General features: G+C 64.0%; 18 protein-coding genes. 12 read left to right on the top strand and 6 right to left on the bottom strand.

Annotated elements, in window-relative coordinates; all coding sequences use genetic code 11:
* The first annotated feature begins 30 nt into the window (after positions 1-30).
* The 8 genes from H3H51_RS11175 to H3H51_RS11140 all read left to right on the top strand — a co-directional run bounded on the left by H3H51_RS11175 (position 31) and on the right by H3H51_RS11140 (position 12,119).
* Complete coding sequence (locus H3H51_RS11175) at positions 31-534, top strand: RDD family protein (RefSeq protein ID WP_183089117.1); 504 nt, start codon at positions 31-33, stop codon at positions 532-534.
* A gap of 154 nt (positions 535-688) precedes the next feature.
* Positions 689-2,023, top strand: a complete 1,335-nt coding sequence (locus H3H51_RS11170) for an imelysin family protein (protein WP_183089116.1) — start codon at positions 689-691, stop codon at positions 2,021-2,023.
* A gap of 209 nt (positions 2,024-2,232) precedes the next feature.
* A complete protein-coding gene (locus H3H51_RS11165) occupies positions 2,233-3,645 on the top strand; it encodes a di-heme oxidoreductase family protein (RefSeq protein ID WP_183089115.1) in 1,413 nt (470 codons plus the stop codon).
* A gap of 10 nt (positions 3,646-3,655) precedes the next feature.
* On the top strand, positions 3,656-4,720 hold the full coding sequence (locus H3H51_RS11160) for an imelysin family protein (RefSeq protein ID WP_183089114.1): 1,065 nt from the start codon (positions 3,656-3,658) through the stop codon (positions 4,718-4,720).
* Between the two features lie 3 nt (positions 4,721-4,723).
* A complete protein-coding gene (locus H3H51_RS11155; RefSeq protein ID WP_183089113.1) occupies positions 4,724-5,818 on the top strand; it encodes a DUF1513 domain-containing protein in 1,095 nt (364 codons plus the stop codon).
* 208 nt (positions 5,819-6,026) lie between these two features.
* The gene (locus tag H3H51_RS11150) at positions 6,027-7,652 is read left to right on the top strand and encodes a methyl-accepting chemotaxis protein (protein ID WP_183089112.1); all 1,626 of its coding nucleotides are present in this window, start codon (positions 6,027-6,029) and stop codon (positions 7,650-7,652) included.
* A 183-nt stretch (positions 7,653-7,835) separates the two neighbouring features.
* A complete protein-coding gene (locus tag H3H51_RS11145) occupies positions 7,836-8,981 on the top strand; it encodes an efflux RND transporter periplasmic adaptor subunit (RefSeq protein ID WP_183089111.1) in 1,146 nt (381 codons plus the stop codon).
* Positions 8,982-9,068: 87 nt separating this feature from the next.
* Positions 9,069-12,119 (top strand): multidrug efflux RND transporter permease subunit, encoded by a 3,051-nt coding sequence (locus tag H3H51_RS11140; RefSeq protein WP_183089110.1) that lies wholly within the window; start codon positions 9,069-9,071, stop codon positions 12,117-12,119.
* Positions 12,120-12,174: 55 nt separating this feature from the next.
* On the opposite strand, the gene H3H51_RS11135 is transcribed toward H3H51_RS11140, so the two are convergent.
* From H3H51_RS11135 to H3H51_RS11115, 5 genes are all read right to left on the bottom strand, one after another.
* Positions 12,175-12,417, bottom strand: a complete 243-nt coding sequence (locus H3H51_RS11135) for a hypothetical protein (RefSeq protein WP_183089109.1) — start codon at positions 12,415-12,417, stop codon at positions 12,175-12,177.
* Between the two features lie 2 nt (positions 12,418-12,419).
* Positions 12,420-13,085 (bottom strand): lipopolysaccharide kinase InaA family protein, encoded by a 666-nt coding sequence (locus tag H3H51_RS11130; RefSeq protein ID WP_183089108.1) that lies wholly within the window; start codon positions 13,083-13,085, stop codon positions 12,420-12,422.
* A gap of 329 nt (positions 13,086-13,414) precedes the next feature.
* A complete protein-coding gene (locus H3H51_RS11125) occupies positions 13,415-14,695 on the bottom strand; it encodes a sensor histidine kinase (protein ID WP_183089107.1) in 1,281 nt (426 codons plus the stop codon).
* Position 14,696: 1 nt separating this feature from the next.
* Positions 14,697-15,365, bottom strand: coding sequence for a response regulator transcription factor (locus H3H51_RS11120; RefSeq protein ID WP_183089106.1), 669 nt, complete (start codon positions 15,363-15,365; stop codon positions 14,697-14,699).
* Between the two features lie 366 nt (positions 15,366-15,731).
* Complete coding sequence (locus tag H3H51_RS11115) at positions 15,732-16,490, bottom strand: SDR family oxidoreductase (RefSeq protein ID WP_183089105.1); 759 nt, start codon at positions 16,488-16,490, stop codon at positions 15,732-15,734.
* A gap of 112 nt (positions 16,491-16,602) precedes the next feature.
* Here H3H51_RS11115 and H3H51_RS11110 point away from each other — a divergent pair, with 112 nt between their 5' ends.
* From H3H51_RS11110 to groL, 4 genes are all read left to right on the top strand, one after another.
* A complete protein-coding gene (locus tag H3H51_RS11110) occupies positions 16,603-17,334 on the top strand; it encodes a HugZ family pyridoxamine 5'-phosphate oxidase (protein ID WP_183089104.1) in 732 nt (243 codons plus the stop codon).
* Between the two features lie 63 nt (positions 17,335-17,397).
* Positions 17,398-17,847, top strand: a complete 450-nt coding sequence (locus H3H51_RS11105) for an FxsA family protein (RefSeq protein ID WP_183089103.1) — start codon at positions 17,398-17,400, stop codon at positions 17,845-17,847.
* A gap of 250 nt (positions 17,848-18,097) precedes the next feature.
* The gene (locus H3H51_RS11100; RefSeq protein WP_173209219.1) at positions 18,098-18,391 is read left to right on the top strand and encodes a co-chaperone GroES; all 294 of its coding nucleotides are present in this window, start codon (positions 18,098-18,100) and stop codon (positions 18,389-18,391) included.
* A gap of 46 nt (positions 18,392-18,437) precedes the next feature.
* On the top strand, positions 18,438-20,078 hold the full coding sequence (groL, locus tag H3H51_RS11095) for a chaperonin GroEL (protein WP_183089102.1): 1,641 nt from the start codon (positions 18,438-18,440) through the stop codon (positions 20,076-20,078).
* A gap of 171 nt (positions 20,079-20,249) precedes the next feature.
* Here groL and H3H51_RS11090 read toward each other — a convergent pair whose 3' ends face one another.
* Positions 20,250-21,257, bottom strand: a complete 1,008-nt coding sequence (locus tag H3H51_RS11090; RefSeq protein WP_183089101.1) for a DUF481 domain-containing protein — start codon at positions 21,255-21,257, stop codon at positions 20,250-20,252.
* Positions 21,258-21,323 lie beyond the last annotated feature (66 nt).

The raw sequence follows: 21,323 nt of genomic DNA, 5'->3' as shown, positions 1-21,323 counted from the left end.
TCCGCCGCAGTTTTCTGCCAAGAGCCTTCCATGCCCAAGCACACACTGCGCCCCACGGGTGACTACCCCGCCGCCGGCCTGATTCGCCGCCTGGCCGCGATGTTCTATGACTTCCTGTTAAGCCTCGCCCTGCTGATGGTCATCACCCTGACCTACAAGGGCATCCAGATGCTCATCATCGGCGAAGAAAGGCTGCGCCAACTATCAGACGCCGGCGCCCTGGATGGCGACCCGCTGCTATCGACCCTCCTGGTGTTGGGCCTGTTCGGCTTCTTCGCCAAATTCTGGACCCACAACGGCCAGACCCTCGGCATGCAGGTCTGGGGCGTACGCATCCAGAACGCAGATGGCTCGGCGATCAGCCTGTGGCAGGCGCTGCTGCGCTTCATGGTCGCCATCGGATCTTGGCTATGCCTGGGCCTGGGTTTTTTCTGGGTGCTGTGGGACAAGCAAAAGCGCAGCTGGCACGACATCTACTCGGACAGCCACGTCGTGCAATTGCCCAAGCATGTGCACAAGCAGGGCAAGCTTTAACAAAGGCTCCAGCCCTGATACTGCCCGCCGCGCGCATCACAACACCGCGACTGCGCGCCGCGCCCTTTGCATAAAATGAAAATCTTTCGCATTATTGCGCAGTTTTATAGCGCACTGCGTCTCGCTCTCACTTTCATATGCAAAGGAACTCGCCATGACTCGTATGCCCCTGGCTACTGCCAGCCTGCTGGCTCTCGCCATCTCCCTCGCCGGTTGTGGCGATGACAAGAAAGAAGCTGCCGCACCGCAAGCAGCCGCTCCGGCCGCTGCTACCGCCAGCGCGTCCGGCCTGAAAGTTGAAGACGCAGCCGCCAAAGCCGTGGTCAGCCACTACGCCGACATCGCCTTTGCCGTGTTCAGCGATGCCGCCAGCACCGGCAAAACCCTGCAGACCGCCATCGACGCCCTGCTCGCCAACCCCAACGACGCCACCCTGAAAGCCGCCCGTGAAGCCTGGCTGGCCGCTCGTGTCCCCTACATGCAGACTGAAGTATTCCGCTTCGGCAACGCCGTGGTCGACGACTGGGAAGGCCAGCTGAACGCCTGGCCGCTGGACGAAGGCCTGATCGACTACGTGGTCGCCGACACCGCGCAAGCCCAGGGCAACCCGGCTGGCACCGCCAACATCATCGCCAACACCGAGATTCAGGTCGGCGAAGACAAGGTCGACGTGAAAGACCTGACCGGCGAGAAACTGGCCAGCCTGAACGAGCTGGGCGGTTCCGAAGCCAACGTCGCCACCGGCTACCACGCCATCGAATTCCTCCTCTGGGGCCAAGACCTCAACGGCACCGGCCCTGGCGCGGGCGCGCGTCCGGCCAGCGACTACCTGACTGGCGATGGCGCCACCGGCGGCCACAACGACCGTCGCCGTGCCTTCCTGAAGGCAGCCACCGACCTGCTGGTCAGCGACCTCGACTCGATGGTTGCCCAGTGGAAAGCCGGCGTTGCCGACAACTATCGCGCCAAGCTGGAAGCCGAATCGGCCGAGAACGGCCTGCGCAAAATGCTCTTCGGCATGGGTAGCCTGGGCCTGGGTGAACTGGCCGGCGAGCGCATGAAAGTCGCCCTGGAAGCCAACTCCACCGAAGACGAGCACGACTGCTTCAGCGACAACACCCACAACTCGCACTACTTCGACGCCAAAGGCATCCGCAACATTTACTTGGGCGAGTACATCAAGGTCGACGGCACCACCCTGACCGGCCCGAGCCTGTCGTCTCTGGTTGCCAAGGTCGACGCGGCCGCCGACACCACCCTCAAGACCGACCTGGACGCTACCCAGGCCAAGCTGCAGGCCCTGGTCGACAGCGCTGAGAAAGACAACGTGCACTTCGACCAACTGATCGCGGCCGACAACACCACCGGCCAACAACTTGTGCGTGACGCCATCACCGCCCTGGTCACCCAGACCGGCGCGATCGAGAAGGCTTCCGCCGCCCTGGGCATCAGCGGCCTGAACCCGGACACCGCCGACCACCAGTTCTGATTACCCGTCAGCACTGACAAACGGATGCGCCCACAAGGCGCATCCGTTTTTTTTATGCGCGCTGTATCTGCTACCCAATCGTTAGAAATCACTCCCGATCTTGCTATGCCCGCGGCATTTCGCCCGGCGTGCAAACGCTAATTCCTCTTATTTGAAGTCCATTAGCCTGCTAACATCGCCGGCCTGACTCGCCGCCCTGGTTCGCTCCGATGCTCCATCCGCTCCGCCTCTGTGCACTCGCGCTGGCTTTCAGCCTGGCCGCCTGCAACCAGGCGCCGCCTCCAGCCGAACCCGGTGAAGCGCTTTCCGCTGGAGCCACCACGGTAGGTCAGCGCGACCACAACGCCTTCTCCCTGCCCTCGGCCAACCTGGCGCCCTCACGACGCCTGGACTTCGCCGTGGGCAACAGCTTCTTTCGCAACCCCTGGGTGATTGCGCCGACCACCACCATTGCCCGCGATGGCCTCGGCCCGCTGTTCAATACCAACGCCTGCCAGAACTGCCACATCAAGGATGGGCGCGGCCACCCGCCCGCCGCCAACGCCAGCAGCGCCGCATCCATGCTGGTACGCCTGTCGATCCCGGCAGATGGTTCCAGCGCACACCGCGAGCTGTTGCAGCGCAACGGCGTAGTCCCCGAGCCGGTGTATGGCGGCCAGTTGCAGGACATGAGCAACCCCGGCGTCGCTCCCGAGGGCAAGGTACGGGTGAGCTACAGCAGCGTGCCGGTGACCTTCGCCGATGGCACGCGCGTCGAGTTGCGCCAGCCGCAGCTGCAGATCAGTAACCTGGGCTACGGCCCAATGCACCCCGACGCCCTGTTCTCCGCGCGCATCGCCCCGCCGATGATTGGCCTTGGCCTGCTCGAAGCGATTCCAGAAAGCGCCCTGCTGGCCCATGCCGACCCCGACGATCGCGACGGTGATGGCATTCGTGGCGTGGCCAACCGGGTCTGGGACGACGCGCGTGGCACCACCGTACTCGGCCGCTTCGGCTGGAAGGCCGGCCAGCCCAGCCTCAACCAGCAGAACGCTCACGCCTTCGCCAACGACATGGGCCTGACCAGCAGCCTGCTGCCCCAGGACAACTGCAGCGCGGCGCAAACCGACTGCCGCAGCGCAGTCAACGGCGGTGCGCCGGAGGTCAGCGACACGATCATGGCCAGCGTGCTGTTCTACACCCGCAACCTGGCGGTACCCGCGCGCCGCGCCGTGAATGACCTGGCCGTGCGCCAGGGCAAGCAGCTGTTCAACCAGGCCGGCTGCCAGAAGTGCCACGTACCGAGCTTCACCACTGCAACCGATGCCGCCGAACCGGAGCTGGCCAATCAGACCATTCGCCCCTACAGCGACCTGCTGCTGCACGACATGGGCGACGGCCTGGCCGATGGCCGCAGCGAGTTCCAGGCCAGCGGCCGCCAGTGGCGTACCGCGCCGCTGTGGGGCATCGGCCTGACCGATACGGTCAATGGCCACACCCAGTTCCTGCACGACGGCCGCGCACGCAACCTGCTGGAGGCCATTCTCTGGCACGGCGGCGAAGCCGAAGCGGCAAAACAGCAGGTTCTCACCTACGATGCCGAGCAGCGCAGCACGCTGTTGGCGTTTCTCAACTCCCTGTAAGGAGCCACGCATGACCCGCACCCGTCTTCTGGCCAGCGCCCTCTGCGGCCTTGCCCTGAGCGCCTGCAGCCCGCAGGACCCACAGCAGAAGGCCAGCGCCGCCCTGGTCGATGGCGTCCTGTTGCCGGCCTACAGCAGCTGGAACCAGGCCAACCAGCAACTGGCCGCCAATGCCGACGCTTACTGCAGCGGCAGCCAGGACCTGGCCAGCGCGCGCCAGGCATTCCTCGCCAGCGTCAGTAGCTGGGCCGCCCTGCAACCGCTGATGGTCGGGCCACTGGCCGAAGGCAACCGCGCCTGGCAGGTGCAGTTCTGGCCGGACAAGAAGAACCTGGTGCAGCGCCAGGTCGAGGCGCTGCTCAAGAGCAAGCCGCAACTCGCCGCAGCCGACCTGGAAAAATCCAGCGTGGTGCTGCAGGGCCTGACCGCCTATGAATATGTGCTGTTCGACCCCAACATCGACCTCGACGATGCCGCGCAGAAGAGCCGCTACTGCCCGCTACTGACCGCCATCGGCCAGCACCAGCAGAAGCTCTCCGCTGACGTCCTGAGCCAGTGGCAAGCCAAGGACGGCATGGCCGACCAGCTCAAGCAGTTCCCCAATGCGCGCTACGCCGAAGCCCCCGAGGCCATCGCCGACCTGCTGCGCACCCAGGTCAGCGGCATCGACGGCCTGAAGAAAAAACTCGGCACCGCTCTCGGCCGCCAGAGCAAAGGCATCGCCCAGCCCTACCAGGCCGAGTTCTGGCGCAGCAACGCCAGCCTGACCAGCCTCGCCTCGGCCCTGGCCAGCGCCGAGCGCCTGTGGCTCGGCGCCAACCAGGACGGCGTCAAATCGCTGCTCGGCAGTGAGCAGGCCGATCTTGCCCAGCGCATCGACAAGCAGTACAGCGCCACCCGCCAGCTGCTAGCCGCCATCGACCGCCCGCTCGGTGAAATGCTCGCCGAAGAAGCCGGTCGCACCGAGCTGAACGCCTTCTATGACAGCCTCAACCAGCTGCACCGTCTGCAGGAAGGCGAGCTGGCCAAGGCCCTTGGCATCCAGCTCGGCTTCAACGCCCACGACGGAGACTGAGTGATGAAACGCAGAGCCTTCCTCGGCTTCAGCAGCGCCCTGCTGGCCGCAGGCGCCCTCGGCGGCTGGAAACTGACCCACCAGGGCGGGCAGCCGCTGCTGCTGTCCGCTCGTGACGACAGCGACGGCAAGCACTACGCCGTCGGCTATCGCCTGGACGGCAGCAAGGTCTTCGCCACCCACGTCAGTGAACGCTGCCATGACGTGGTCCCGCACCCGAGCCTGCCGCTGGCGGTGTTCGTCGGCCGCCGCCCGAGCCGCGAAAGCTACCTGGTCGACCTGCGCGACGGGCGTCTGCTACAGACCCTGGATTCGCCGAAGGATCGCCACTTCTACGGCCACGGCGTGTTCCACAAGGACGGCGAGTGGTTCTACAGCACCGAGAACGACACCTCCGACCCAGGTCGCGGCGTACTCGGCGTATACCGCGTCACCGACGGCCTGCTGCAGCGCGAGCGCGAGCTGTCCACCCACGGCCTGGGCCCGCACCAGCTGCTGTGGATGCCCGACGGCGAAACCCTGGTGGTGGCCAACGGCGGCATCCGCACCGAGGCCGACAGCCGGGTGATGATGAACCTCGATGCCATGGAAGCCAGCCTGGTGCTGATGCGCCGCGACGGCAGCCTGATCAGCAAGGAACAGTTGCCCGAGCAGATGAACAGCGTGCGCCACCTGGCCGTGGCCAGCGACGGCACCATCGTCTCCGGCCAGCAGTACGAAGGCGAACCGACCGACGCCGTGCCGTTGCTGGCGATCAAGCGTCCCGGCCAGCCGTTCCAGCACTTCCCGCTGGGCGACACGCAGCGCGCGGTGATGAACCAGTACACCGCCAGCCTGGCGATCCACAGTGAACTGCGCCTGCTGGCGCTGACCGCGCCGCGCGGCAATCGCTTCTTCATCTGGAATCTGGACAGCACCGAGCTGCTGCTGGACGCGCCACTGGCCGATTGCGCCGGGGTGGGCGCGGTGGCCAACGGCTTCGTGGTCACCTCCGGGCAAGGCCGTTGCCGCCTGTATGACTGCCGTGGCGCGCAGATCAGCGCCCAGTCGCTGGCCCTGCCAGCCGGCCTGTGGGACAACCACCTGCGCCTGGCCTGACCCCTGACGCTGAGGCAGAACTCAGCCCACGCCTACAGAACGGCCACGGACGGCCGACCTATACTCACAGAGACTTCGCACTTGCAGCCCGCACACCCTGCAGGCCAGGTGTAGCCGGCCGCCCACGCCGGGAGATAGGGATATCCGAGAAGCCGCCGCCAGCTCCTGGCGCCCGGACATTGCCATTCTCCGATGAGGCATACCTTCCATGTTCCTGCAGAAATCCTTGCGTGCGCAGATCCTCGCCTTGCTGGGCGGCAGCCTGCTGCTGATCCTGATTACCGCGCTGGCCTGTTTCAGCTTTCTCTCCAGCGGCATGCAGGCCTATCGTGGCCTGCTCGAAGGCCCACTGGAAGCCTCGCAACTGGTCGACCAGGCCAACCTCGAATTCAAATCGCAAGTCCAGGAATGGAAGAACGTCCTGCTGCGTGGCCAGTCGCCGGAGAACCTGAGCAAGTACTGGCAGCAGTTCGAAGAACAGGAATCCAAAGTGCAGGGCATCCTCGGCAAACTGGCCACCGAGGTCGCCTTCGACCCCTCATTGAAAAGCCAGGTAGAACGCCTGCGCACTGAGCACCAGGCACTCGGCGCCAACTACCGCAAAGGCCGCGATGCTTTTGTCGCCGCCGGCGCCAACGCCCAGGCCGGCGATGCCGCGGTCAAGGGTATCGACCGCGCCACCAGCGAACAGATGGGCGCCCTGGTCACCGAACTGCATGACACCAGCCTGAGCCAGGCCAAGCAGATCAATGCCGATGCCGAACGCACCATCCTGGTCGGCACATTGCTGATGCTCGGCGCCAGCGTACTGGTCGCCCTGTTCAGCCTGTGGCTGGTCAACCGCAACCTGATCGGCCCGATCACCACCCTGATCGACCATATCGCCAAGCTCAGCCAGGGCAACTTCGGCCAGCGGGTGAATGCCGACCGCCAGGACGAGCTGGGCCGCCTGGCCGTGGCCGCCAACACCCTGCGCGACTTCCTTGCCGACACCTTCACCCGCTTGAAACACAGCACCAGCCAGTTGGATACCGCCAGCGGCGAGCTGAATGCCATCGCCACGCTGATGTCCCAGGGCACCCGCGAGCAGTTCTCCCGCACCGATCAGGTGGCCACGGCCATGCACGAGATGTCCGCCACCGCGCAGCAGGTCGCCAGCCATGCGGCCGACGCAGCCGGGGCGGCGGATGATGCCGACGAGTCGGCGCGCCAGGGCGGCAAGGTGATGGAACATACCATCCAGACCATCACCACCATGCGCAGCGAGATCGCCACCACCGCCGACGTGATCCGCCGCCTGGAGAGCGACAGCGGGCGCATCGGCAAGGTGCTGGAAGTGATCCGTGGCATTGCCGAGCAAACCAACCTGTTGGCGCTCAACGCCGCCATCGAGGCTGCGCGCGCCGGCGAGCAGGGCCGAGGCTTCGCCGTGGTCGCCGACGAGGTACGCACCCTGGCCCAGCGCACTGCCGAATCCACCGCCGAGATCAACCAGATCATCGACACGGTGCAGACCGGCGCGGTCAACGCCGTGCGCGCCATCGAGAGCGGGCAGAGCCGCAGCGAGGAAGGCGTGACCCAGGTCACCGAGGCCGGCGCCATGCTGCAGCGCATCACCGGTGCGGTGGAGGCGATTCGCGACATGAACCGGCAGATCGCCACCGCCGCCGAGGAGCAGACCTCGGTGGCCGAGGACATCTCGCGCAACCTCACCGAGATCACCGCCATCGCCACCACCAACCAGGAAAACGTGCAGCGCACCGAGAGCGCCAGCCACAACCTGCACGACCTGTCCGCCCAACTCAGCGAAGTGACCAAGCGCCTCAGCGCCTGACCACAACCCGGCACAGGGACGTGCCCGGGCAGCACCATGAAACGATCGCCGCAGCAGGCTGCTGCGCTGATCGACCCGGCAATTTCTTGCAAATGCGTGCTTTTTGACTTGATCGACAAGTAAGTCTAAGGTGCCCGCTTCGCCTATTCCCAGGCTCTTCCCGTCTTGCCAAGGAACCGGAATATGTTGCTCCGCCGCATGCTCATCATGCTCGGCGTCGTCGTGCTCATCGTGCTCGCCCTCGCCGCCATCAAGGCTTACTCCGTTTACCAGCAGATCCAGATGTTCACCGCGCCGCAGCCGGCCATCAGCGTGTCGGCGGCCAAGGCCGAGCAAATGCCCTGGCAATCGCTGCTGCCCGCCATCGGCACGCTCAAGGCCTTCCAGGGCGTGGATCTGACCGCCGAAGTACAGGGCACGGTCAGCCAGGTGCTGTTCCAGTCCGGTGAAAAGGTCAAACTGGGCCAGCCGCTGCTGCAACTCGATAGCCAGGTGGAACAGGCGATCCTCGCCACCGCCCTGGCCGTGCGCAACCTGGCCCAGGTGGAATACCAGCGCGGCAAGAACCTGGCTGGCAAGCAGGCCATCTCCAAGAGCGAGTTCGACCGCTTGTATGCCGAACTGCTCAAGGCTGAAGCCAGCGTGGCGCAGCTGCAGGCCAGCCTGGACAAGAAGCGCATCCTCGCGCCTTTCGCCGGCACCATCGGCATCCGCCAGGTGGACACCGGCGACTACCTGAGCCCCGGCAACCCGATCGCCACCCTGCAGGATCTCTCCAAACTGTTCGTCGACTTCTACCTGCCGGAGCAGGCCGCGCCACAACTGGCCATCGGCCAGCGCGTACGCCTGAACGTCGCCGCTTATCCGGGCGAAGTGTTCGAGGGCGAAGTCGCCGCGATCAACCCGAAAGTCGAGGAAACCACGCGCAACCTGCAGGTCCGCGCCATGCTGGCCAACCCGGACAACAAGCTGCTGCCGGGCATGTTCGCCAACCTCGAAGTACTGCTGCCGGGTGAACAATCGGCCGTGGTGGTTCCGGAAACCGCCATCACCTACACCCTTTACGGCAACTCGGTGTACGTGATCGGCGAGAAGAAGGACGACAAGGGCAGCGTGGTGAAAGACGACAAAGGCCAGGCTGAACTGGTGGTGGAACGTCGCTTCGTCAGCACCGGCGAACGCCGCGACGGCCACGCAGTGGTCAGCAAGGGCCTCAAGCCCGGCGAGCAGGTGGTCACCGCCGGCCAGCTCAAGCTGGATAACGGCTCCCACGTGACCATCGTCGAAGACCAGGCGCTGCAATCCCAGCAGCCTGAGGCCGCGCACTGACCGTAGGAGCGGGCTCTGCCCGCGAAGCTTTGGCATAGATGCGTTCGCGAGCAGAGCTCGCTCCTACAAAAGACCCAGGAGCCACCCATGGCTTTCACCGATCCCTTCATTCGTCGCCCGGTACTGGCGACCGTGGTCAGCCTGCTGATCATCCTGCTGGGCTTCCAGGCCTTCAGCAAACTGGTGATCCGCCAGTACCCGCAGATGGAAAACGCCCTGATCACGGTGACCACCGCTTACCCCGGGGCCAACGCCGAGACCATCCAGGGCTATATCACCCAGCCGCTGCAGCAGAGCCTGGCCAGTGCCGAAGGCATCGACTACATGACGTCGACCAGCCAGCAGAACTTCTCCACCGTCGCCATCTACGCGCGCATCGGTGCCGACTCCGACCGCCTGTTCACCGAGCTGCTGGCCAAGGCCAACGAGGTGAAGAACCAACTGCCGCAGGATGCCGAAGACCCGGTGCTGAGCAAGGAAGCCGCCGACGCCTCGGCGCTGATGTACATCAGCTTCTACAGCGACGAGCTGTCCAACCCGCAGATCACCGACTACCTGTCACGGGTGATCCAACCCAAGCTGGCCACCCTGCCCGGCATGGCCGAGGCGGAGATCCTCGGCAACCAGGTGTTCGCCATGCGCCTGTGGCTGGACCCGGTGAAGATGGCCGCCTATGGCGTGACCGCCGCCGACATGGCCAGCGCCGTGCAGCGCTACAACTTCCTCTCGGCCGCCGGCCAGGTGAAGGGCGAGTACGTGGTCACCAGCATCAACGCCACCACCGACTTGAAGTCTCCGGAAGCCTTCGGCGCCATTCCGGTGAAGACCGTCGGCGACAGCCGCGTGCTGGTCCGCGATATCGCCCGGGTGGAAATGGGTGCGGAAAACTACGATTCGATCAGCTCGTTCGACGGCATCCCGTCGGTCTACATCGGCATCAAGGGCACGCCCAGCTCCAACCCGCTGGACGTGATCAAGCATGTGCGCGAAATCATGCCGGAGCTGGAAGCGCAGCTACCGCCGAACCTCAAGGTGGCCATCGCCTATGACGCCACGCGCTTTATCCAGGCCTCCATCGACGAGGTGGTGAAGACCCTGATCGAGGCGGTGCTGATCGTCATCGTGGTGGTGTTCCTGTTCCTCGGCGCATTCCGTTCGGTGCTGATCCCGGTGATCACCATTCCGCTGTCGATGATCGGCGTGCTGTTCTTCATGCAACTGATGGGCTACTCGATCAACCTGCTGACCCTGCTGGCGATGGTGTTGGCCATCGGCCTGGTGGTGGACGACGCGATCGTGGTGGTGGAAAACATTCACCGCCATATCGAGGAGGGCAAGACACCGTTCGATGCCGCCATCGAAGGTGCCCGCGAGATCGCCATCCCGGTGGTGTCGATGACCATCACCCTGGCCGCGGTGTACGCCCCCATCGGTTTCCTCGATGGCCTCACCGGTGCGCTGTTCCGCGAGTTCGCCCTGACCCTGGCCGGCGCGGTGATCATCTCCGGCATCGTCGCCCTGACCCTGTCGCCGATGATGTGCTCCAAGCTGCTGCGCCACGAGGAGAACCCCACGGGCCTGGCGCACAAGCTGGACATGCTCTTCGACAAGCTCAAGCGCCGTTACCAGAGCGCCCTGCACGGCACCCTCAACACCCGCCCGGTGGTGCTGGTGTTCGCCCTGATCGTCATGTGCCTGATCCCTGCCCTGCTCAAGTTCAGCAAAAGCGAGCTGGCGCCGGACGAGGATCAGGGCATCGTGTTCCTGATCGCCCAAGCCCCGCAGCCGACCAACCTGAACTACCTGAACGCCTACACCGACCAGTTCGTGAAGATCTTCAAGGAGTTCCCCGAGTACTACTCGTCGTTCCAGATCAACGGTTTCGACGGCGTGCAGTCGGGCATCGGCGGCTTCCTGCTGAAACCCTGGGACGAACGCGACAAGACCCAGATGGAGCTGCTGCAAGAGGTACAGGGCCGCCTCAACCAGATCCCCGGCCTGCAGATCTTCGGCTTCAACCTGCCGTCTCTGCCGGGCACCGGTGAAGGCCTGCCGTTCCAGTTCGTGATCAACACACCGAACGACTACGAGTCGCTGCTGCAGGTGGCCGAGAAGGTCAAGGCGCGCGCCATGGAGTCCGGCAAGTTCGCCTTCCTCAACGTCGACCTGGCGTTCGACAAGCCGGAAGTGGTGGTCGATATCGACCGCGAGAAGGCCGCACAGATGGGCGTGTCGATGCAGGACCTGGGCTCGACCCTGGCCATCCTGCTGGGTGAAGGCGAGATCAACCGCTTCACCATCGACGGGCGCAGCTACAAGGTCATCGCCCAGGTCGAACGCGCCTACCGCGACAATCCGGGCTGGCTGGACAGCTACTACGTGAAGAGCGAGAGCGGGCAGATGGTGGCGCTGAGCACACTGATCAAGGTCAGCGACCGCGCACGGCCGACCAAGCTCAAGCAGTTCCAGCAGCTCAACTCGGCGATCATCGAAGGCGTGCCGATCGTCAGCATGGGCGATGCGGTGGATACCATCGCGCAGATCGCCCGTGAGGAAGCGCCGCGCGGTTATGCCTTCGACTATGCCGGTGCCTCGCGCCAGTACATCCAGGAAGGCAGCGCGCTGTATGTCACCTTCGGCCTGGCCCTGGCGATCATCTTCCTGGTGCTGGCCGCGCAGTTCGAGAGCTTCCGTGATCCGCTGGTGATCCTGGTCACCGTGCCGCTGTCGATCTGCGGCGCGCTGATTCCGATCTTCCTCGGTATCTCCAGCCTCAACATCTACACCCAGGTGGGCCTGGTGACGCTGATCGGGCTGATCAGCAAGCACGGCATCCTGATCGTCGAATTCGCCAACCAGCTGCGCCGCGACGGCCTGTCGGTGCGCGAGGCGATCGAGGAAGCCGCCTCGATCCGCCTGCGTCCGGTGCTGATGACCACCGCGGCGATGGTGTTCGGCATGGTGCCACTGATCCTCGCCACCGGCGCCGGTGCGGTGAGCCGCTTCGACATCGGCCTGGTGATCGCCACCGGCATGTCGATTGGCACGCTGTTCACCCTGTTCGTCCTGCCCTGCGTCTACACCCTGCTGGCCAAGCCGGACGCGCTACCCAGCACCAGCAATGCCCCGGCGCACTAAAAGCCGGGCAACAAAAAGCCCCGCCTAGGCGGGGCTTTTTTATGGGCCGACCTTTCTACTGCGCGCCTTTCATGGCGTGGGACAGGCCAAATACCAGTAACAGCAGATTGTCGTTATCGGGCTGCGATCGCTCCAGCCGCTGCTTGTGCGCGGCAGCCGGCAATGGGCAGTACGCCGGGCCGTATTGCGCGTCGGCACCGATCACTACCGGTTCAGGCTCCTGCCAGGCGGCTGCAGCCAGGGCAGTAATGCCCAGCGAGCCGACGAGGAAAATACCTCGTGCGATTTCTAGCTTCATACCTATAACCCCTTGATAGTGCCGCCAAACACTTGCTGGTAACCGTAGATGAGTTGCTGCCACTGCGCGTCATTCCACGACGAATGGCGCTTTAGTTGCCGCAGGTCGTGTCGTGCGGCCCGCTGCCGGCTCAGCCGTTTCCTACTTTTTTCCAGATCGAGCAGGGCCACTTCCACGCCCTGCGCATCCACCTTGACGAACACATGCTTGGCATACAGGCAGCCATGCTGCCAGCGGCCCCGGTTCATCCGCGCCAACATGGCGCCGATCTGCTGCAGCAATTGCAGGTGGAGTGATTCGCCCCACTGCTCGAGACCGCCCTGGGCATACCAGCTGTCGATATCGACAAAACCATCCAGCGCCTCGCTGATCAGCAGGCCGCGCCAGCCGTGCTCGGCACCATGGCTGGCATCGCAATAGACCAGGCGCGGTACGCGCACGCCCAGGCGGCTGAGCCCCAGGTAGGCATCGCGTTCGCGCAGTACGGTGGGACGGCCGAAGGGGTGCAGCAGATTGCGATACAGATGGCCGACCTGGCGTTTGACGTACAGCAGGCTGCCGTCGGCATCGCGCAGGCGCTGTACGCCGCTCTCGCCACCCCGCCGCTGGTTGGGCGCTTCGACCCACTCGCCCTGGCGCTGCCACCACTGTTCAAACTGAACTGCCATTCCACCTACCAGCTCGAAAGTAGCCACCGATGCCATTCGTCGCTCCGCAATCGCCAGGGTTCGATCTACCGATGGCGCCATCGTTCCATGACCGATGGCGCCGAGTTTTACGTGCTGACTCGCTAATTCCCGTAACAACGGGGTAACAACGCACCGCCGTCGTAACAGGCGGGCGCCGCCATTGCGGGCGGATACAGCCTCTGGCGTGCAGCATGCAGGGGCCGGCGCAATCAGCGCGCTTATGCCTGCAAGTCGCATACCGGCCTGAGCCTGAGAAGTGTTCGGACTTAAGCTACCCCGAGGCTAAGCGCCAACAGGTGAAAAAGATGTCAATGCGCCTCGGCCGCCAGATTGACCTCGAAGCGACAGCCCCGTGGCAGTGCACTGGACAGGTCGACATGCCAGCCCTGCCCTTCGCAGATGCGCTGCACCAGCGACAAACCCAGGCCAAGCCCTTCGCCACGGGCCGAACCGCCACGCACGAACGGCTGGAACATGGCTTCGCGCTCCTCCTCGGGAATGCCCACGCCGCTGTCCTCGACCACGAAACCCTGGGCACCGAGCTCTAGCTGGATATGCCCGCTCTCGGTGTAGTGCAGGGCATTGCGCAGCAGGTTGCCAAGCACCGAGCGCAGCAGGATGGCGTTGTAGCGCACCGCGCCCGGCTCACCGCGCTGGTAGCGGAATTCCAGGCCCTTGGCCTGCGCCGCATCGCGCCACAGCGCCACCAGCTCATCCGCCACCTCGGCGAGGCTAGCCTGGGGCGTGACCAGGGTTTCATCGTTGTTGGTGCGCGCCAGCAGCAGGAAGGTCTGCACCAGCTCACGCATCTCCTCGCAGGCGCGGGTGATGCGCTGCACCTGTTTGCGCGCCCGCTCGTCCAGGCTGGGGCTTTCCTGCAGCAGCTCGCAGGAGCTGGCCAGCACCATCAGCGGCGTGCGCAGTTCGTGGCTGACATCGCTGGTGAACAGCCGCTCGCGCGCCAGCGCACGGCGCAGCAGGCCCAAGGTGGTGTCGAACGACTCGGCGAGCCTGCCAACTTCGTCCGAGGCATAGTCCGGCGCCAGCGACGGCGCCTGCTCGAGCAACTGGTCCGGGTGGCGAACCTGATTGGACAGGCGTACCACCGGCTCGATGACCTTACGTGCCAGCAGCCAGCCCAGCAGTACTGACAGCCCCATGCTGATCAGGAAGCCGACCAGCACCACGCCGAACAGCAGCTGCTCGCGCTCCTCGAACTCACTCTGGTCCTGCAGCAGCACATAGCGCCGCCCGCCGACGACCTCACCGAAGGCGTGGTAGGACTTGTCGCCACGAAACACCTCGTGGAACCCCGGCGTCAGGTGTTCCAGGTCATCCGGCAAGGCGAAGTCACCCGGCCCGCCGCTGAAATAGAACAGCTGACCCGGCTCCGGGCGGTGGCGCCAGTCCTCCATGCTTTCCATCTTGAGGAAGCGCGCCAAGTCGCCCCCCAGTTCGGTGGAGATCAGCCGCTCCTCGACCTGGTGCACGGTCTCGACGATGCCGATGGAAAAGGTCCCGCCGACGAACAGAGTCATCAGGACGAAGGCGATGACGATGCGGCGCGACAGGCTTTGCTTGAACTCCATGTTATTGCGCCAGCCGGTAGCCAACGCCGTGCACGGTGTGCAGCAGGGCCTCGTCGAAGGGTTTGTCGATCACCTGGCGCAACTGGTGCACATGGCTGCGCAGGCTGTCGCTGTCCGGGCAATCGTCGCCCCACAAGGCTTCCTCGATCATTTCCCGGCGCACCACATGTGGGCTCTTTTGCATCAGCAGGGCGAGGAGCTTGAGGCCCACCGGGTTGAGTTTGAGCACCTTGTCGCCACGCCGGACTTCCAGGGTGTCGAGGTCGTAGCTCAGGTCACCGACCTGCAGCCCGCGCTTGCCGCCACCGAGGCTGCGGCGCAGCACCGCCTCGATGCGCGCGGCCAGTTCGGAGAGGGCGAAGGGTTTGACCAGGTAATCGTCGGCACCGGAGCGAAAGCCTTTGAGCCGATCATCCAGCTGGTCGCGGGCGGTGAGCATGATCACCGGCGTATCACGGCGGGCATCCTCGCGCAGGCGCTGGCACAGGGTGTAGCCGTCGATGCCCGGCATCATGATGTCGAGCACCAGCAGGTCGTAGTGCTCGGTCACCGCCAGGTGCAGGCCGGACAGACCGTCCTGCGCGCAATCGACGGTGTAGCCCTTGATCGCCAGGTAGTCGGCCATGTTGGCCAGGATGTCGCGGTTGTCTTCCACCAGCAGGATACGCATCGTCTGTCCTCGTCGGCGCACGCGCCATTGTTCGCCACGATACCGCGACAAGCCCCTAAGCCACGTCAATTGACGGATTTTTCACGGCCAATTCACTCGCCAGCGACAGCCTGCCACTCCCGCCAGCACCTAATCCAGCCATAAAAAAGCCCCGCAGATGCGGGGCTTTTTCGAAGATAAGTCTCGACTCTGCGAGCTAGAGCCAGGCAAGGCGCAACGACCAGCAGGAGTAACAGCCGTAGGCTGGCCCGAAGGGTGAGCGCCAGCGAATCAATTGGGCAAGGGCGCGGAGTTTACGAGCTGTAAATGAGCAGCCCGAGCCCAATTTCAACGCAGCCTGGCCGACGCGCAGCAAGTCGATGCGGACTACAGGCGCAGGCCGCCGTCGAGTTCCAGGATACGACCGGTGTAATAGTCGTTTTCCAGGATGTAGGCCACCGAGTGGGCGATCTCCAGGGGCTTGCCCAGGCGCTTGAGCGGGATGCCCGAGGTCATCTTCTCCAGGGCTTCCGGCTTCATGCTGGCGACCATGTCGGTTTCGATGAAGCCCGGTGCCACGCCCGCCACGCGGATGCCGTAGCGCGCCAGCTCCTTGGCCCAGACCACGGTGTCGGCAGCGACGCCGGCCTTGGCCGCGGAGTAGTTGGCCTGGCCCATGTTGCCGGCACGGGAGATCGAGGAAATGTTGATGATGGCGCCGTCGTTCTTCAGCTCGATCATCTTCGCCGCCACTTCACGGGTGCACAGGAACACGCCGGTCAGGTTGACGTCGATTACCGACTGCCACTGGGCCAGGCTCATCTTGCTCAGCTCGCCGTCCTTGACCTTGATGGTCAGGCCGTCGCGCAGGATGCCGGCATTGTTGACCAGGCCGTTGATGGCGCCGAAGTCGGCCGCAACCTGGGCGACCATGTGGGTCACTTGCTCTTCATTGGCCACGTTGCACAGGTAGGCACGGGCATCACCACCGGCGGCCTTGCAGGCGGCAACGGCGTCGTCGAGTTTTTCCTGGTTGAGGTCAACCAGCGCCAGCTTGGCGCCCTTGGCAGCCAGGTACTCGCCCATGGCACGGCCCAGGCCCTGGCAACCGCCAGTGATGATGATGACTTTGTCTTTGAGTTGCATACTGCTTATCCCCTTTGGAAAGGTCTGGAATGCGCTCGCTGGCGGCACAAAACGTTATGCTGGCCGCCTGTTCCGCCTTGTTTTCGACGGATTCTTAGCGAGGAGTCATAAAGTGAGCGAGAAAGCCGCAAAGCATGCCCGAGAATTGCTGCTCAAGGAATACCGCGGCGTGCTTTCCACCCAGTCCAAGGCCATGCCGGGATTTCCTTTCGGATCAGTGGTGCCTTACTGCCTGGACGAGCTGGGGCGCCCGCTGATCCTCATCAGCCGCATCGCCCAGCACACCCATAACCTGCAGAAAGACGCGAAATGCTCGCTGCTGGTGGGTGAGCGCGGTGCCGAAGACGTACAGGCCGTTGGCCGCCTGACCCTGCTCGCCGAAGCCGCACCGCTGAGCGACCCGGCCGCCATCGAAGCTGCCGCCACGCGCTACTACCGCTACTTCCCCGAATCCCGGGGTTACCACCAGGCGCATGACTTCGATTTCTGGGTGCTGCAGCCGGTGCGCAGCCGCTACATCGGCGGTTTCGGCGCAATTCACTGGCTGCCCGAAGTGCACCTGGCCAACGCCTTTGCCGGGGCCAGCGAGCTGAGCATGATCGAGCACATGAACAGCGACCACGCCTCGGCCATCGCCCACTATGTCGAGCTGAGCGGCCTGCCGCGCCACGAACCGGCGCAACTGGTCGGTATCGACAGCGAAGGCTTCCACCTGCGCATCGGCAAGAGCGTGCACTGGCTGGCCTTCCCAACATCCTGTAACAGTCCCGGCGCAGTGCGCCAAGCCTTGGTACAGCTGGCCCGCGCCGAAACCTGGCCGACCGCCGAGCAGGCTTCGGCTTGAATTAAGCACAACACCCCATACTTGATCGGTATCGGAAGCCGTTCTTCCGCCAAGGACACTGTTATGCGCGTTTTTCTCTTCCTGTTCCTGCTGTTCCCGATCATCGAACTGGCTGTGCTGATCCAGGTCGGCAGCGCCATTGGCGTGCTGCCCACCCTGCTGCTGGTGATCGGCACCGCCGTGCTCGGCAGCGTGCTGCTGCGCGTGGCCGGCGTGGCCACCGCCTGGCGTGCGCGCGAGAAGCTGGCGCGCGGTGAAATGCCCGAGCAGGAGATGTTCGAGGGCCTGCTGATCGCCGTCGGTGGCGGCCTGTTGCTGCTGCCGGGCTTTATCAGCGACGTGTTCGGCCTGCTCTGCCTGATTCCCTTCACCCGCCGCCTGCTGATCGGCAACCTGCGCCGCCGCGCCGCGGAGCAGGCCCTGCGCCAACGCGCCTTCGCCGATGACCTGGCCGCGCGCTCGGGGCAGACCCGGCCGAATGTGATCGAAGGCGAATACCAGCGCCGCGACTGATCGGCGCAAAGTGCCCTACAGCCGGCCCCGTGCCGGTTCCAGGGCAGGGCGGCGCGAAAAATATTCAGCGGCCGCCCTTGAAATACCCTTGAACGCCCCTATCTAGCTTTCACCGCAAGGTTTCTGCCGGTTTCGGCAGAACAGACTTCCGCGGCCCGCCTTGGCGTGCTGCGACCGGCTCCGCCGGACTTTGCTAACCCGCCGGTACCCCCACCGGCCGCTCAAAACAACTAATCAGGAGAGATCGACAATGAAGCTTCGTCCTCTGCACGACCGCGTCGTTATCCGTCGCAGCGAAGAAGAATCGAAAACCGCTGGTGGCATCGTGCTGCCGGGCTCCGCTGCTGAAAAGCCGAACCAGGGCGTAATCGTCGCCGTGGGTACCGGTAAAGCCCTGGACAACGGTGAAGTGCGTGCCCTGGCCGTTAAAGTCGGTGACAAAGTGGTATTCGGCCCTTACTCCGGCAGCAACACCGTCAAAGTCGACGGCGAAGACCTGCTGGTGATGAGCGAGAACGAAATCCTCGCCGTCCTCGAAGCCTGATTCCCACGAATCTCCGTTCAACCCAAGAATTTAAGGAACAACCACCATGGCTGCTAAAGAAGTCAAATTCGGCGATTCCGCTCGCAAGAAAATGCTGGTCGGCGTCAACGTCCTGGCTGACGCGGTAAAAGCGACCCTCGGCCCGAAAGGCCGCAACGTGGTTCTCGAGCGCAGCTTCGGCGCGCCGCTGATCACCAAAGACGGCGTTTCCGTTGCCAAAGAAATCGAGCTGAAAGACCGCTTCGAGAACATGGGCGCCCAACTGGTCAAGGACGTTGCGTCCAAGGCCAACGACGCTGCCGGTGACGGCACCACCACCGCCACCGTACTGGCTCAAGCCATCGTCAACGAAGGCCTGAAAGCCGTCGCTGCCGGCATGAACCCGATGGACCTCAAGCGCGGCATCGACAAGGCCACCATCGCCATCGTCGCCGAGCTGAAGAACCTGTCCAAGCCGTGCACCGACACCAAGGCCATCGCCCAGGTCGGCACCATCTCCGCCAACTCCGACAACTCCATCGGCGACATCATTGCCGAAGCCATGGAAAAAGTCGGTAAAGAAGGCGTGATCACCGTTGAAGAAGGCTCGGGCCTGGAAAACGAACTGTCCGTCGTAGAAGGCATGCAGTTCGACCGTGGCTACCTGTCCCCGTACTTCATCAACAAGCCGGACACCATGGTTGCCGAGCTCGACGGCCCGCTGATCCTGCTGGTCGACAAGAAGATCTCCAACATCCGTGAACTGCTGCCGGTTCTCGAAGCTGTGGCCAAGTCCGGCCGTCCGCTGCTGATCGTGGCTGAAGACGTCGAAGGCGAAGCCCTGGCTACCCTGGTCGTCAACAACATGCGTGGCATCGTCAAAGTCGCAGCCGTCAAGGCTCCGGGCTTCGGCGACCGTCGCAAGGCCATGCTGCAGGACATCGCCATCCTCACCGGCGGTACCGTGATTTCCGAAGAAGTCGGCCTGAGCCTGGAAAGCGCCACCCTGGAGCACCTGGGTAACGCCAAACGCGTTCAGCTGAGCAAGGAAAACACCACCATCATCGACGGTGCTGGTCAGCAGGTTGATATCGAAGCCCGCGTTGCGCAGATCCGCAAGCAGGTTGAAGACACTTCCTCCGACTACGACAAAGAGAAGCTGCAAGAGCGCCTGGCCAAACTGGCTGGCGGTGTTGCCGTGATCAAAGTCGGTGCCGGCACCGAAGTTGAAATGAAAGAGAAGAAAGCCCGCGTTGAAGACGCCCTGCACGCCACCCGCGCAGCCGTCGAAGAAGGCGTGGTACCTGGCGGCGGTGTTGCCTTGGTGCGCGCCCTGCAGGCTATCGACGAGCTGAAAGGCGACAACGACGACCAGAACGTCGGTATCGCCCTGCTGCGTCGCGCTGTTGAAGCGCCGCTGCGTCAGATCGTGGCCAACGCCGGTGGCGAGCCGAGCGTAGTGGTCGACAAGGTCAAGCAAGGTTCGGGCAACTACGGCTTCAACGCCGCGACCGACACCTACGGCGACATGATCGAGATGGGTATTCTCGATCCGGCCAAAGTCACCCGCTCCGCGCTGCAGGCCGCTGCTTCCATCGGCAGCCTGATGATCACCACCGAAGCCATGATCGCCGATAGCCCGGACGACAAAGGCGCCCCGGCCATGCCGGACATGGGTGGTATGGGTGGCATGGGCGGCATGATGTAAGCCGACCGGCACCCTGCTCCAATAAAAAGCCCCGCCTAGTGCGGGGCTTTTTTATGCCTGGGTTTTCTGTAGGAGCCCGCTTGCTGACGATGCTCTGGCTTTGCAGGTGCAGCCCGGCGGGGCCGGGATCGCCAGCAAGCTGGCTCCTACACGAACGGTCCGGTGTTTGGCTTACCAGCCCACACCCAAGCCCATCATGTAACGACGCTCGTCGGTATCGCCGTTCTCGCTGGAGACTTTGTCCCACTCGGCCTTGAGGCTCAGCGAGGCCCAGCTGCTGAGTTTGTAGCGTACGCCGGCCTCGGTATCGAACTCATACTCGATGGCATCGGTGAAAGGCGCGCCCAGCTCACCCTTGCTGAACAGCTCGAAGTTCTTGCCGATCAGGTAGCGCTTGTAGTCCCACTCGAACGAGCCCGAGTTGAAGTGCTCGGTCTCGCCATTGGCGAAGGTGTAGTCGTTACGGTTGACCAGGCCGGCCACGGAGAACGCGCCCAGCTCGTCATCCCAGAACTGGTAACCGGGACCGGTACCGATGGTGCGCTGGGTTTCCAGGTCCTCGATGCGGTCGTGGGTGTACTTGAGCTGGCCCTGCCAGAAGAATTTCTCGGTGAAGAAGCGGTCGAGGTCGTAGTCCAGCTCGCTGCGATCGGTCTTCTTCTCGTCGTCCTTGGTTTCCTGGTCGTACTGCACCACCACGCCGTGGCGCCAGGCGCCGTGGCGGGCCTTGGTGTCGACGTCGATGGCGTAATCCTTGGTGTCGTTCTCGGCCTGCTTGTAGTCGGCCGACAGGTCGATGTTGCCGGTCCACGTCAGGTCCTGCACCAGCGGCTTGGGCGGCAACATCTGCGAGATGGAGCTCAGCGCCACCTGCTTGGGCGCCTCGCCATTGACCAGCTCGACCATGCCTTCACCAGCCGGGCGCAGCGACTTGGCGTGCTCGCCAACGAAATCGTCCTGTTTGACTAGCATTTCCTGGGTGCTTTCCAGGGTCGAGACCTTGTTCATGTCGAGGGTGATCGAGCCGGCATAATCGGTCTTCAGCAGCAACTTGCCACCATCGAAGAGCTGGATGGTGCCGGTGAGTTTGTCGCCGTTTTTCAGCCAGACCGTGTCGGCCAGCAGCGGAGAAGAAAAGGCGCCGAGCGCCAGGCAAAGCAGGGATCTGGAAAAGGTCATAGGATCGGCCATGGGCTTACTGAGGCAAAAAGGCGGGCATTATCCAGAGCTCCGCCGCCTGAGCAA

This window comes from Aquipseudomonas ullengensis, assembly GCF_014174475.1.
In the GTDB taxonomy this organism is placed as follows: Bacteria; Pseudomonadota; Gammaproteobacteria; order Pseudomonadales; family Pseudomonadaceae; genus Aquipseudomonas; species Aquipseudomonas ullengensis.
This window is presented reverse-complemented; position numbering and strand designations above follow the sequence as displayed.

What these genes read in the sequence shown, in the direction of transcription:
- H3H51_RS11175 (WP_183089117.1), top strand. Translation starts at nt 31, where the DNA reads ATGCCCAAGCACACACTGCGCCCCACGGGTGACTACCCCGCCGCCGGC.
- H3H51_RS11170 (WP_183089116.1), top strand. Translation starts at nt 689, where the DNA reads ATGACTCGTATGCCCCTGGCTACTGCCAGCCTGCTGGCTCTCGCCATC.
- H3H51_RS11165 (WP_183089115.1), top strand. Translation starts at nt 2,233, where the DNA reads ATGCTCCATCCGCTCCGCCTCTGTGCACTCGCGCTGGCTTTCAGCCTG.
- H3H51_RS11160 (WP_183089114.1), top strand. Translation starts at nt 3,656, where the DNA reads ATGACCCGCACCCGTCTTCTGGCCAGCGCCCTCTGCGGCCTTGCCCTG.
- H3H51_RS11155 (WP_183089113.1), top strand. Translation starts at nt 4,724, where the DNA reads ATGAAACGCAGAGCCTTCCTCGGCTTCAGCAGCGCCCTGCTGGCCGCA.
- H3H51_RS11150 (WP_183089112.1), top strand. Translation starts at nt 6,027, where the DNA reads ATGTTCCTGCAGAAATCCTTGCGTGCGCAGATCCTCGCCTTGCTGGGC.
- H3H51_RS11145 (WP_183089111.1), top strand. Translation starts at nt 7,836, where the DNA reads ATGTTGCTCCGCCGCATGCTCATCATGCTCGGCGTCGTCGTGCTCATC.
- H3H51_RS11140 (WP_183089110.1), top strand. Translation starts at nt 9,069, where the DNA reads ATGGCTTTCACCGATCCCTTCATTCGTCGCCCGGTACTGGCGACCGTG.
- H3H51_RS11135 (WP_183089109.1), bottom strand. Translation starts at nt 12,417, where the DNA reads ATGAAGCTAGAAATCGCACGAGGTATTTTCCTCGTCGGCTCGCTGGGC.
- H3H51_RS11130 (WP_183089108.1), bottom strand. Translation starts at nt 13,085, where the DNA reads ATGGCAGTTCAGTTTGAACAGTGGTGGCAGCGCCAGGGCGAGTGGGTC.
- H3H51_RS11125 (WP_183089107.1), bottom strand. Translation starts at nt 14,695, where the DNA reads ATGGAGTTCAAGCAAAGCCTGTCGCGCCGCATCGTCATCGCCTTCGTC.
- H3H51_RS11120 (WP_183089106.1), bottom strand. Translation starts at nt 15,365, where the DNA reads ATGCGTATCCTGCTGGTGGAAGACAACCGCGACATCCTGGCCAACATG.
- H3H51_RS11115 (WP_183089105.1), bottom strand. Translation starts at nt 16,490, where the DNA reads ATGCAACTCAAAGACAAAGTCATCATCATCACTGGCGGTTGCCAGGGC.
- H3H51_RS11105 (WP_183089103.1), top strand. Translation starts at nt 17,398, where the DNA reads ATGCGCGTTTTTCTCTTCCTGTTCCTGCTGTTCCCGATCATCGAACTG.
- H3H51_RS11100 (WP_173209219.1), top strand. Translation starts at nt 18,098, where the DNA reads ATGAAGCTTCGTCCTCTGCACGACCGCGTCGTTATCCGTCGCAGCGAA.
- groL (WP_183089102.1), top strand. Translation starts at nt 18,438, where the DNA reads ATGGCTGCTAAAGAAGTCAAATTCGGCGATTCCGCTCGCAAGAAAATG.
- H3H51_RS11090 (WP_183089101.1), bottom strand. Translation starts at nt 21,257, where the DNA reads ATGACCTTTTCCAGATCCCTGCTTTGCCTGGCGCTCGGCGCCTTTTCT.